The organism is Streptomyces sp. NPDC107528, from assembly GCF_055639295.1.
Map to the genome: position 1 here is coordinate 613,318 of NZ_JBVKAV010000001.1, position 12,605 is coordinate 625,922.

A 12,605-nucleotide genomic window follows, 5' to 3' on the forward strand; every position below is an offset into this window, starting at 1 on the left:
TCAGCCCTTGATACCGGTCTGTGCGATCCCCTGTACCAGCCAGCGCTGAAGGAAGAGGAACACCAGCAGCAAGGGCAGGATCGAAATCGCGGTCGCCATGAAGATCTGGTGGAACACGACGGTCTGGCCCGTCGTGTACGAGGAGAGCGCGACCTGGACGGTCCACGCGCTGGGGTCCTGGCCGATGACCAGCGGCCACAGGAAGGAGTTCCAGCCGTTGATGAAGGTGATGGTGGCGATGGCCGCGAAGAAGTTCAGCGAGTTCGGTACGACGACACGCCAGTAGGCGCCCCAGTACCCGAGCCCGTCCACGCGCGCCGCCTCCTCCAGCTCCTTCGGGAACCCCAGGAAGTACTGCCGGAACAGGAAGCAGGTGAAACCACTGAAGAGGCCCGGGATGATGAGACCCCGGTAACTGTCCACCCAGCCGAGCGACGACACCAGCACGAAGCTGGGCACGAAGGTCACGGCGGTCGGGACCATCAGGGTCCCCAGGACGACGTAGAAGATCTTGTTCGCGTGCTTGTACGGGATGCGCGCCAGGCCGTAGCCCGCGAGGGAGCACACCAGCAGGACGCCGACGGTGTGCAGGACGGCGACGACCGTGGAGTTCCACATCGACCGGGCGAAGGGCACCTGCGAGGAGTCGAACGGGGAGGTGACGTTGCCCCATTGGATGTCCGTGGGGAAGAACGTCCAGTTCTCTCCGGTGATCTGGGCGTCGGTGGAGAGCGCGTTGCGGACCAGGATGTAGAAGGGGACCAGGAACAGCAGGGCGGCGATACCGGTGGCGATGTAGAGGCCGGCGCTGCCCATCACGCCGCCCCCGCGCCGGGCGCGGCGGGGCCTTCCTGTGGGAGCGGCCTTGCGGATGTCGGGCGTGGTGGTGGTCACTTGGACTCCTCCCCCCTTCCGAAGCCCATGAGCTTGCCCTGGAACAGGGTCACGACAAGGATCAGCACGGTGAGGATGACGGCACCCGCGCTGCCGGCGCCGTAGTCCTGGTTCTCGCCCAGGGCCTTGAAATACAGCTCCATGAGCGGTGGGCGGCCCCAGGTCGTCTTGTCCAGCAGGTTGTAGAACTCGTCGAAGGCCTGGTAGGCGGCGATGAGCAGCAGCAGGATCACCGCGGTCGAGGTGGCCCGCAGCTGGGGCAGCGTGATGTGCCGGAAGGTCTGCCAGCCCGACTTGGCGCCGTCGATGGCGGCGGCCTCGTACAACTCGGCCGGGATGTTCTGGAGCGCCGCGATGAACAGGATCATGTAGAAGCCGGACTGCAGCCACAGGCGGGCGGTGACGATGACCAGCCAGTACCAGGGCGGGTTGGGGTCGGCGAGCCAGGCGATGTTCTCGATCCCGAACCAGCCGAGGAGGGTGTTCATCAGGCCGAAGCGGACGCCGCTGAAGATGGACATCTTCCAGATCAGCGCGGCGGCGACATAGCTCACCGCGGTCGGCAGGAAAAACACCGACCGGAAGAACGCCCGCATGAAGCGCAGCCGGTTCACCAGCAGGGCGAGGCCCAGCGACAGCGTCCAGGTGGTGGGCACGATGAACGCGGCGAAGACGGTGAAGGTGCCGAGCGAGCCGACGAAGTCGTCGTTCGTCAGCATGTGCCGGTAGTTGTCCAGGCCGATGAACTTCTCCGGCGTGACCGTGAACCGTGCCTCGAAGAAGCTGAGGTAGACGCTCCAACCGATCGGAACGTAGATGAAGATCGCCAGCCCGATGAGGAACGGGCCGGTGAAGAGCCAGAAGTTGAAGGTGCTGTTCCCCCGCAGACCCCGCCGCGACTTGGCCGGGAAGGCCTTCGCCGGTGCGGGGCTCGCGAGGTCGGGCTCGGTGGTCGTCGACATGTCGTGGTCCGTCCGCCGGCCTATCCGAAGAGCTTCTTGAGCTCGCGGTTCACCGCCGCGTCCGCCTTGTCGAGCGCCGCCTCCGGGTCACCGTCCTTGCGGACGGAGTTGGCGAAGACGTCCTCCAGCGCGGTGATCATGGCCTGGGTCCAGCCGATGTTGTCGAAGTGGCCGAACTCGTTGAAGAGCTTGACGCCCTCGGCCGGCAGGCCCGACTTGAGCTTGTCGGCGCTCTCGGCGATCGAGGTGCGCGGCGGGATGTGGAAGCCGTAGGAGGTGGCCCAGTCCTCCTGGTACTCCTTCTGGTCGATCCACAGCCACTTCACGTACTCCTTGGCCGCGTCGACGTTCTTGCCCTTGGCGTTGACGAACATCGACCAGCCGCCGTTGTAGACCGACTGCTTGCCGCTGTCCGTGACCTTCGGGAAGGGGAAGACGGCGATGTCGTCCCCGAGGGTCTGCTGGAACTGCGGCATCGCCCACATGCCGCAGAACTGCATGGCGCACAGGCCCTGGTTGAGCGCGGAGGGGTCCCAGTAGTCCGTCGGGGCGCCGAGCAGGAGGTCACCGCTCTTGAACAGCTTGCGCATCTTCTTCAGGCCCTCGACGACGCCGTCCGTGTGGTAGGCGATCTGGTTCTTGTCGTCGAGGGTGTCGGCGCCGGCGGACCAGATCATCGGGTTGATGACGGCGTGCAGGTCGTTGCCGAGGTACAGGCCCTTGACCTTGCCGGTGGTGAGCTTGGCGGCCGCCTCGATCAGCTCGTCGAGGGTCTGCGGGACCTCGACGCCGGCCTTCTCGAAGAGCGACGGCCGGTAGAAGAAGAACTGCGGGTCGTCGATCATGCGGACGCCGTATATCTTCCCGTCCACCGTGTGCGAGGCGATGTCGGCCGGATTGAAGTCGTCCTTCACCGGCTCGACGATGTCCGTCAGGTCGGCCACCTGCCCGCTCTTCACCATCTGGATCTGCGGGTGGAACTCGAACAGGTCGGGCGCGTTCTTGGTCAGCAGCGTCGCGAACAGCTTGTTCTCGAAGTCCGCCGCGGTGATCCACTGCGTGGTCACGTTCGCGTCCTCGTACGCCTTCGCGTACTTCTTGACGGCCTGCTCGGTGCCGGCCTCGCCGTACGCGTGGAAGTACTGGTTCAGGTTGACGCCCGAACCGGAACCGCCGGAACGGCCGGTGTTGCTGCCGCACGCGGCAAGCCCGCCCGCGGCGGCCAGACCCATCGCGGCCCGCAGAACGGTTCGGCGGTCCCAGTTGCTGTTGCTCGATGCCGACATGCTGACGTCCTTGTCTCGAGTACGGCTCTGCCCTGTGCCTGGCTGGAGCGGCTCAGCGCCAGTTGGCTCAAACGGGGTTGCGGTGCGGGACGTTAACCTTCGGCTATGGCTTCGGCAAGGGGTTGGACGAAGTCGGTGCGAAGCGTTGCGCAGCGTTCGGAATGCCGGACGTGACGGGCCGTGGGACGTCCCCCGCCGCGGCCCTCCCGCGGTCACGCAGACGGCGCGGTACGGCTCCTCGCGGGCGTGGGGCGCTTCGCGGTCGTCCTCTGGCCCACCGTCTGCAGGGCACCTTCGAGCGCGAACGTCGCCGCGCCCAGGCAGACCGGATCGGTGGGGATGGGGGAGAGGACGATCTCGGTGGCGGCCATCGGGCGCGGCAGGGCGTGCCGGGCGACGGCCTCGCGGACCTCGTCGACCAGGGGCTCGCCGAGCGCGGCCGCGACCCAGCTGCTGAGCACGACCACCTCGGGGTTGAACAGGTTCACCAGGTCGGCGATCCCGGCGCCCAGGTAACGGACGGTGTCGCGAACCACCTTGAGCGCCACCGGGTCGCCGCCCCGCAGCCCCCGGGCGAGCGCGTCGATGGTGGCCGTCTGGTCCTCGGCATGGAGCAGCGGGCTGTCGCCGCTCAACTCCCGCAGGGTCAGCATGATTCCGGACGCGCCGACATAGGCCTCCACACAGCCGTGCTTGCCGCACCGGCACAGCCTGCCGTCCAGCACGATCGTGGTGTGCCCCCACTCGCCGGCGCTGTTGCTGACGCCCCGGTGCAGCCCGCCGCCCAGGACCAGCCCGGCGCCGACGCCGGTGCCGAGGTTGACCACCACGGCGTCCCCGCGCCCCCGCGCCGCCCCGAACCACAGCTCCGCCACCGCGGAGGCGCGCAGCGGGTTGTCCAGGTGGAGCGGGTAGGCGATGTGCTCGGTGAGCAGGTCCAGGAGCGGCACGTCGTGCCAGTCCCAGTTGGGCGCGTACTCCGAGAAGCCGGTCGCGCGGTCCACCTGCCCCGGCACGCTCACCCCGACGCCGAGCACGCGCGCGCCCTCCACGCCGGCCTGCGTGACCACCGAGCCGACGGCGGCGGCGACATGGGCGACCACCTGCTCGGGGAGACTCTCGCCGGGGCGGACGTCCTCCTCGGCGCGGGCCAGCACGTTCAGTGCGAGGTCGAACAGCTCGACATGGACGTACGTCTCCGCGATGTCGACGCCGATCAGGGCGCCGCCGGACGCGTTGACGGCGACGAGCCCCCGCGGGCGGCCGCCGGCCGAGTCCTCGAACCCGACCTCCGTGATCATGCGAAGGTCGAGCAGCTCGCCCACGAGCGTGGCGACCGTGGCGAGACTGAGTCCGGTGGCGGCCGCCAGCTCCTGCCGGGAGGTGGGCGACGCGGCGATGATCTGGCGCAGCACCTCGTAGCGGTTCGCGGTGCGGATGTCACGTGATGTGCGCTTCATTCGGCGTGCCCCCGTCCGTTCACGTCATGCCGGTTCGCGGTCGGCACCGGCGCGGCGCAAGGCTATGGCGTGCGGGAATATTCGACAAGGGGTTAGGAAAGGGGGTTTACGAAGTCCTCCAGGAGTTCAGTCACCCAGTATGTCCTGCACGAAGGCGTTGGTGAACTTCCGGTCCGGGTCCAGCTCCCGCGCCAGCGCCCGGAAGTCGGCCAGCCGCGGATAGCGCCCGCGCAGCACCTGAGCCGGCGTCGTGAACACCTTCCCCCAGTGCGGCCGCGGCTCGAAGGCCTCCAGCGCCTCCTCCAGCCGCCGCACCACGGGCAGCACGGCCGCGGTGTCCTCGATCCACGTGAAGTGCAACGCCACCGTGTCCCGCCCGTAGGAGGGGCTCAGCCACTGGTCGTCGGCGGCGACCGTACGGACCTCGCAGGTCTGCAGTACCGGGGCGACCGTTGCCCGGATCGCGTCGATCGCGTGCAGCGCGTCCACGGCGCACCGGCGCGGCAGCAGATACTCCGACTGCAGCTCGGCCCCGCTGCTCGGTGTGAACTCCGCCCGGAAGTGCGGCAGCCGCTCGTGCCAAGGCCCCGGCACCCCGAACTGCTCGGTGCAATTGACCGCGGGCATCCCCGGCACCGGGTGCATCTTCTCCACAGCGGGCGCGGCCCACGGGAAGTCGGGCAGCGGCTGGTCGGTGCGCCGCTTGAGCCACACCTGCCGGAAGCCGGGCTCGCGCCAGTCGGTGAACAGGCTCACGCTGTACGCCGACGCCATCACCGTCTCGAAGGTCCCCAGGTCCAGCCCGTCCAGCGGCAGTTCGGTGAAGACGTGCTGCTCGACGTCGAAGCGCGGCTCCAGGTCGAGGGTGAGCGCCGTGACGACGCCGAGGGCACCCAGTGAGGTGACGGCGCCGCCGAACCGTTCGTCGCCCCGTCCGATGGTCAGCACCGACCCGTCCGCCGTGACCAGCTCGATCTCCCGCACGGATGTGGCCAGCGAGCCGTTGCCGATCCCCGACCCGTGCGTGCCGGTGGCGAGCGAGCCGGCCACCGAGATGTGCGGCAGGGACGCCATGTTCGGCAGCGCGAGCCCGTGCCCGTACACCGCCCGGGCCAGCTCGGCGTACCGCACGCCGCCGGAGACCCGGACGGTGCGGGCCGTGCGGTCCACGTCGATCACCGGCGGCAGGTCGGCGATCGACAGCAGGACGCCCCCGGGGCCCGGCTCGGCGATCTCGTTGAAGGAGTGTCCGCTGCCCAGCACCCGCACCTTCGCGCTCCCCGCCACCAGGGCGCCGACGGCGTCGGGGGAGTACGGCCGGTGCAGCTCCTTGGCGGCGTAGATGATGTTGCCCGCCCAGTTGGTCACGGTTTCGGCCATGTGATCGCCCCTCCCGAGGACAACGTCAACCAGAAATCCCAGGTGGAAACTACCCCGGCGGGCAACATGAGGCCCCCCGCCCCCACCCGGGACCGCACGGGGGCATAACGTGAGGAGTCGTACGCCTGAGCCGGGAGGAGACACGGATGGGCAGCCGCACCGCACTGGTCGAGGATCTGATGGAGCGATTCCCGCACGTTCCGCGGGAAGCCGTCTTCAAGGAGGATCTGCTCCGCGGCGGGGTGGCCTTCGACCCCTCTGCCCTCAGCGACAACGAGGACGGCGAGGTCAAGCCGAAGTCGTACTTCATCTTCTCCTTCGACCACGGCACCCTGCCGGAGCTGGGCGAGGCCGCGCTGCGCCGCCCGCCGGAGGAGATCATCCTCACCGGCGGCCCGTACGACCTGCGCCGCACGGTCGTCTCCGTGCGCGTGAACCCGGCGTCGCCGTATCGCGTGGCCGCCGACGAGGAGGGGGTGCTCGGCCTCTACCTCGACGGGAAGCGGATCTCGGACGTCGGCGTGCCGCCCATGCCGGAGTACTACAAGCACACCCTCGCCAGCGGGAAGTCGGTGATGGAGGTCGCCCCGACCATCCAGTGGGGCTACCTGATCTACCTCACCGTCTTCCGGGTCTGCCAGTACTTCGGCGCCAAGGAGGAGTGCCAGTACTGCGACATCAACCACAACTGGCGGCAGCACAAGGCGGCCGGGCGGCCGTACACCGGCGTCAAGGACGTCGAGGAGGTGCTGGAGGCCCTGGAGATCATCGACCGGTACGACACCGCGAAGGCCTCCACCGCCTACACGCTCACCGGCGGCGCGATCACCAAGACCGTCTCCGGCCGTGACGAAGCCGACTTCTACGGCCACTACGCCAAGGCCATCGAGGAGCGCTTCCCGGGCCGCTGGATCGGCAAGGTGGTGGCCCAGGCGCTGCCGCGCGACGACGTGCAGCGGTTCAAGGACTACGGCGTGCAGATCTACCACCCCAACTACGAGGTGTGGGACGAGTACCTGTTCAAGATGTACTGCCCGGGCAAGGAGCGGTACGTCGGCCGGGACGAGTGGCACAAGCGGATCCTCGACTCGGCGGACGTGTTCGGCGCACGCAACGTGATCCCCAACTTCGTGGCGGGCGTGGAGATGGCCGAGCCCTTCGGGTTCAAGACGGTCGACGAGGCGATCGCCTCCACCACCGAGGGCCTGCGCTTCTTCATGTCCAACGGCATCACGCCCCGGTTCACCACCTGGTGCCCCGAGCCGACGACCCCGCTCGGCAAGGCCAACCCGCACGGCGCGCCGCTGGAGTACCACATCCGCCTGCTGGAGGCGTACCGCGCGACGATGGACGACTTCGGCCTCTCCTCGCCTCCCGGCTACGGCCCGCCCGGCCCCGGCAACGCGGTGTTCTCCGTGAGCTCCTTCATGGACAGCCTGCCCGCGGAGAAATCCGCTGCGGTGTAAGTGAGACGGACGGGGCCCGCGCCCGTACAACTGGGTGCAGTTGTGGGGGCGCGACCGTCTGTCATGGCATGTGAACACGGCGCTTGTCAGTTGTGTTGAACACGTGAAAGGCTCGGGTTCTGCCGCGAGGTTCCCCCCAACTCCACTGCCAGTATGGCGAGTTGACCTCGCATGTGGATGCAGGAGACCCATGCCCGACCTGCCGACTCCCCAGGACGCCACCGAGGCCGCGCTGTTCTCCGAGTGCTGGGACGCCGTGCTGTCGTACGCCGACCTGTGCACGGCCGGCTCCGACGCGGCCCGCCAACTGGCCACCGAGGCGTTCTCGACCGGTACACGCGAGGCTCGCGACACCGAGTCCGGGAACCTCAGGAGCGCGGGCCGCCGCCCGGCCCGACTGCCCCGCGTCCCCCTGCTGCTGACCGCCGTACGCACCACGGCGGCCGCCTGGGAGGCGCGTGGGCACGGCCACAGACTCGACCCCGACCTGCGTCTGTGGCTCAACTCCGAGAAGGCCGCCCGCTACACCGGCCCTCCGCTGCAACGCCCGCTCGCGCTGCGCGGACTGCGCGACATGCAGGAACCCGACGCGGTCCTGCTGTGGCTGGCAGAGGTGGAAGCGCTGCCCCCGCACGTGGTGGCCCGCCGTCTCGGCCTCGACCCGGCGACCGTTTCCGACGAACTCGCCCAGGTCCGGGGCCTGTTCAGGGACCGCTGCCAGCGCAACCACCTAGACACGCCGATGGCCGCGCAATGCCGCAGCTACGCCCGCCTCCTCGACGCCGTCACCCGCTCCACCGGCGCGGACACCCCGGGCGACCTCTCCCGCCACCTCGCCACCTGCGTGGAGTGCGCCGAGGCCGCCGCCTGTCTGCGGCTGCACGGCGGCGGACTGCCCGGCGCCCTCGCGGGCGGGGTGATCGGCTGGGGCGGCCTCGCCTACCTGGAGCGCCGCCGCAGGGCCGCCGAGGTACGCCTCAGCGGGCGCCCGGACCCCGCCGACGCGGACGGCGGTCCGCCCGACGCCGGGGCGCACAAGGCGCGCGTCGTGCGCAGCGGCCTGCTCGTCGCCGCCGTCCTCGTCTCCGCGCTCGCCCTCGCGGTGTCGATGATGCCGGGCGGCTCCACCGGCGACAGCGCCACGGCGGGCGGCGACCCGTCCGACCGCCGGCCGGTCGCCGACCCCGGCTTCACCCTGCCGGTCACGGCGGCCACGCAACCCTCCTCCGACTCCCCGGACCCGTCGGAGAGCGCCACCAGCGGCGACGACTCGCCCGAGCCGTCCGAGCGGTCCGAGCGGAACCCCCGTCCCGGCCCCCAGGGCACGACATCGGCCACGGCCGGCGAGGGCGACCCCGACCCGTCCACGAGCGATCCGGCGACCTGCAGCGTCGACTACCACCTGGTCAATGAGTGGCCCGACGGCTTCCAGGCCACCGTCACCGTCACCACCGAACGCGCCCTGAACGACTGGCGCGTCGCCTGGTCCTTCCGGGACGGCCAGGAGGTCGGCCAGATGTGGGACGCGCACTTCGGCCAGGACGGCTCCCGCGTCACCGCCACCGCGGCGGACTACAACAGGACCGTCCCCGAGGGCGGCAAGCTCGCGTTCGGCTTCATCGCCTCCTGGGAGGACGAGAACTCCCCGGCGCAAGACTTCACATTGAACGGGCGCGACTGCGCGTAAAACCGGTTGACGGGACTTCGTGGGGCCGGGCTAGAGTGACGGAAGATCAGGGCGGTGGCCGGTGGCCACTGCCGTCGAGCGGACATGAGTGAGGAGGTGTCGACCGATGGCTGTCTTTGCGACGAGCGCTGCCCGCATCCAGTTCATCAAGTCCACCTCCGTGGCCGCCGGCTGATCTCACTCACTCTCCGCGTCTGAAGTACGCGGCTGCCGGGGCCCCCTTGTGAAGGGTCACCCGTTGACTTCCACCTCTGTTTTCTCCGCGTTGGCTCCCTACGGCTGGGACTCGGCCTGGGCCGACGCGTTCACCCCGTACGACGCGGAAGGGATGCTGCCCGGGCGCGTCCTGCGGGTCGACCGCGGGCAGTGCGACGTCGTCACCGCCGACGGTGTCGTACGGGCCGACACGGCGTTCGTCACCCCGCACGATCCGATGCGGGTCGTGTGCACGGGCGACTGGGTCGCCGTCGAACCCGCGGGCACTCCGCGTTACGTACGGACGTATCTGCCACGCCGTACCGCCTTCGTGCGCTCCACCTCCTCCAAGCGGTCCGAGGGGCAGATCCTCGCCGCCAACGTCGACCACGCCATCGTCGCCGTGTCGCTGGCCGTCGAGCTCGACCTCGGCCGGATCGAGCGGTTCCTCGCGCTGGCGTGGGAGTCGGGCGCACAGCCCGTCGTGGTGCTCACCAAGGCCGACCTCGTGCCGGACGCGGTGACGCTCTCGCATCTCGTCCAGGACGTGGAGACGACCGCGCCGGGTGTGCCGGTGCTGCCGGTCAGCGCGGTGGACGGGGACGGACTCGAAGTCCTCGTCGCGGTCGTCTCCGGCGGTACGTCCGTGCTGCTGGGGCAGTCCGGCGCGGGCAAGTCGACGCTCGCGAACGCGCTGCTCGGCGAGGACGTGATGGAGGTCCAGGCCGCGCGCGACGTCGACGGCAAGGGCCGCCACACGACCACCACACGCAACCTGCTCGCCCTGCCGGGCGGCGGGGTCCTCATCGACACCCCCGGGCTCCGGGGCGTCGGCCTGTGGGACGCCGAGGCCGGGGTCGGCCAGGTCTTCTCGGAGATCGAGGAACTGGCCGGACAGTGCCGCTTCCAGGACTGTGCCCACGAGAGCGAGCCGGGGTGCGCGGTGCGTTCCGCTGTCGACGCCGGTGAGCTGCCCGTGCGGCGGCTGGAGAGCTACCGGAAGCTCATGCGCGAGAACCAGTGGATCGTGGCCAAGACCGATGCGCGCCTCAGGGCCGAGATCAAGAAGGACTGGAAGCGGAAGGGAGCCGAAGGGCGCGCGGCGATGGAGGCCAAGCGGGGTGGGCGCTGGCGGTGACGGTGTCATCAAACGCCGGACGGGCTGGATGGGCTTGATGTCCGATTCCCGCTAGCCCTCACCACGGTCACGGCGGAGACTGGACACCGTGATGGACGAAGACACCAGGTACGAGGCGGTGCGCAGCCGGGATGCCCGGTTCGACGGCGAGTTCTTCTTCGCCGTCGAGACGACCGGCATCTACTGCCGCCCCAGTTGCCCCGCGGTCACGCCGAAGCGGCGTAACGTGCGGTTCTTCGCGACGGCCGCCGCCGCGCAGGGCTCGGGTTTCCGGGCTTGCCGGCGGTGCCGGCCGGATGCCGTGCCGGGGTCCGCCGAGTGGAATGTGCGGGCCGACGCCGTCGGGCGGGCGATGCGGCTGATCGGCGACGGGATCGTCGACCGGGAGGGCGTCGCCGGGCTCGCCGCGCGGCTCGGCTACAGCGCGCGGCAGGTGCAGCGGCAGCTCACGACCGAGCTGGGCGCCGGGCCGGTCGCGCTGGCCCGGGCGCAGCGGGCACACACCGCGCGTGTGCTCCTGCAGACCACCGAGCTGGCGATCACGGAGATCGCCTTCGCCGCCGGGTTCGCCAGTGTCCGGCAGTTCAACGACACGATCCGGGAGGTGTATGCATCGACCCCGAGCGAGCTGCGGGCCGCCGCCGCACCGAGGAACGGCCGTGGCGACCGGCGTGCGAGCACTCCCTCGGCCGGGATTCCGCTGCGGCTCGCGTACCGGGGCCCGTACCAGGCGGGCCTCGTCCTCGACCTGCTGGAGCGCGAGGCCGTGCCCGGCGTCGAGGACGTCAGCGGGCCGGCCGGGCGCCGGACGTACCGCCGCACCCTGCGGCTGCCGCACGGCACCGGCATCGTGGCGGTGCGGGAGCGGACGGGCGGTGCGCGGAGGCGGGCGACCGCGGGTGGCCACGCCGCCCCCGGCCTGGCCGCACCGGGACCGCTGGGTGCCCCCGCTGCCCGCCTGCACGCCACACCTGCCTCGGCGACCCACCCCGGCGGCTGGCTCGACGCCCGTCTCCACCTCACCGACCCGCGCGATCTGACCACCGCCGTGCAGCGGCTCCGGCGGCTGTTCGACCTCGATGCCGATCCGTACGCCGTCGACGAGAGGCTCGGCGCCGATTCCCGGCTCGGGCCCCTGGTTGCCGCGCGGCCGGGCCTGCGGTCGCCCGGGGCCGCCGACGCGGAGGAGCTGGCCGTGCGGGCACTGGTCGGGTCGGCGGAGGCCGAGCGGCTGGTGCGGCGGTACGGCAAGGCCCTCGACGCGCCCTGCGGCAGCCTCACCCATCTGTTTCCCGAGGCGGCCGTCCTCGCCGGGGCCGAGCCCCACGGGCCGCTGGGCGCGCTCACCGCCGCCCTCGCCGACGGTGCCCTGCGGCTGGACCCGGGTGCCGACCGGGACGAGGCCCATCGTGCGCTGCTCGGCCTGCCCGGACTGGATGCCCGTACCGTCGCCGTCATCCGTACCCGTGCCCTCGGCGACCCGGACGTCGCCCCGCCCGGCACCGACACCCCCGACAGCTGGCGCCCCTGGCGCTCCTATGCCTTGCAACACCTGCGTGCAGCAGGGGAGTTGGAGTAATCATGACCACCCCGAAGCCCACCCTGACCGCTGCCCCCGCCCCGACCCACTGGGCCGAGGTCGACAGCCCCGTCGGCCCCCTCCTCCTCACCGCCGACCCGGCCACCGGCGCCCTGACCTCCCTCTCCGTGCCGGGCCAGAAGGGCGGCCGTACCGTGCAGGACGGCTGGCGGCGCGACCCCGCGCTCTTCCGTGCGGCCGAGGAACAGCTCGGCGCCTACTTCGCCGGTGAACTCAAGGAGTTCCGGCTGGAGTTGAGGACAGCCGGCAGTGAGTTCCGGGAGAAGGTCTGGGCCGCCCTCGACTCCGTTCCCTACGGCGCCACCACGACGTACGGCGAGATCGCCGCGCGGATCGGTGCCTCCCGTGCCGCCGTGCGGGCCGTCGGCGGGGCGATCGGTGCCAACCCGCTGCTGATCGTCCGTCCCTGCCACCGGGTGATCGGGGCCGACGGGTCGCTGACCGGGTACGCGGGCGGCATCGAGCGCAAGATGCGGCTGCTCACGCTGGAGGGCAGGCTCTAGTCCGCCTCCGCGCACCCAGCCGCGCCGGCCATTG

10 protein-coding genes are annotated in these 12,605 nt (G+C 70.6%); 5 read left to right on the forward strand and 5 right to left on the reverse strand.

The window, feature by feature from the left end:
• The 5 genes from ACZ7L5_RS03035 to ACZ7L5_RS03055 form a co-directional block, all read right to left on the reverse strand.
• Positions 1 to 894: a carbohydrate ABC transporter permease gene (locus ACZ7L5_RS03035; RefSeq protein WP_471513887.1), complete on the reverse strand. Its 894-nt coding sequence runs from the start codon at positions 892 to 894 to the stop codon at positions 1 to 3.
• Positions 891 to 1,856, reverse strand: a complete 966-nt coding sequence (locus ACZ7L5_RS03040; protein WP_471513889.1) for a carbohydrate ABC transporter permease — start codon at positions 1,854 to 1,856, stop codon at positions 891 to 893. The genes ACZ7L5_RS03035 and ACZ7L5_RS03040 overlap by 4 nt, the downstream gene beginning before the upstream one ends.
• 20 nt (positions 1,857 to 1,876) lie before the next feature.
• The gene (locus ACZ7L5_RS03045; protein WP_471513891.1) at positions 1,877 to 3,142 is read right to left on the reverse strand and encodes an ABC transporter substrate-binding protein; all 1,266 of its coding nucleotides are present in this window, start codon (positions 3,140 to 3,142) and stop codon (positions 1,877 to 1,879) included.
• 212 nt (positions 3,143 to 3,354) lie between these two features.
• Positions 3,355 to 4,602: an ROK family transcriptional regulator gene (locus ACZ7L5_RS03050; protein ID WP_471513893.1), complete on the reverse strand. Its 1,248-nt coding sequence runs from the start codon at positions 4,600 to 4,602 to the stop codon at positions 3,355 to 3,357.
• Between the two features lie 126 nt (positions 4,603 to 4,728).
• Positions 4,729 to 5,982: a D-arabinono-1,4-lactone oxidase gene (locus ACZ7L5_RS03055; RefSeq protein WP_471513895.1), complete on the reverse strand. Its 1,254-nt coding sequence runs from the start codon at positions 5,980 to 5,982 to the stop codon at positions 4,729 to 4,731.
• Positions 5,983 to 6,128: 146 nt separating this feature from the next.
• Between ACZ7L5_RS03055 and ACZ7L5_RS03060 the strand changes: the two genes are divergently transcribed.
• The 5 genes from ACZ7L5_RS03060 (at position 6,129) to ACZ7L5_RS03080 (ending at position 12,571) form a co-directional block, all read left to right on the forward strand.
• Complete coding sequence (locus ACZ7L5_RS03060) at positions 6,129 to 7,448, forward strand: radical SAM protein (protein ID WP_328878377.1); 1,320 nt, start codon at positions 6,129 to 6,131, stop codon at positions 7,446 to 7,448.
• Positions 7,449 to 7,638: 190 nt separating this feature from the next.
• Positions 7,639 to 9,135 carry a cellulose binding domain-containing protein gene (locus ACZ7L5_RS03065; RefSeq protein ID WP_471513897.1) on the forward strand — a complete coding sequence of 499 codons (1,497 nt, stop codon included), beginning with the start codon at positions 7,639 to 7,641 and terminating at the stop codon, positions 9,133 to 9,135.
• 238 nt (positions 9,136 to 9,373) lie between these two features.
• Positions 9,374 to 10,468, forward strand: coding sequence for a ribosome small subunit-dependent GTPase A (rsgA, locus tag ACZ7L5_RS03070; protein ID WP_471513899.1), 1,095 nt, complete (start codon positions 9,374 to 9,376; stop codon positions 10,466 to 10,468).
• A 91-nt stretch (positions 10,469 to 10,559) separates the two neighbouring features.
• Positions 10,560 to 12,047, forward strand: a complete 1,488-nt coding sequence (locus ACZ7L5_RS03075; protein WP_471514493.1) for a DNA-3-methyladenine glycosylase 2 family protein — start codon at positions 10,560 to 10,562, stop codon at positions 12,045 to 12,047.
• Positions 12,048 to 12,049: 2 nt separating this feature from the next.
• Positions 12,050 to 12,571 carry a methylated-DNA--[protein]-cysteine S-methyltransferase gene (locus ACZ7L5_RS03080; RefSeq protein WP_471513901.1) on the forward strand — a complete coding sequence of 174 codons (522 nt, stop codon included), beginning with the start codon at positions 12,050 to 12,052 and terminating at the stop codon, positions 12,569 to 12,571.
• Positions 12,572 to 12,605: the final 34 nt, after the last annotated feature.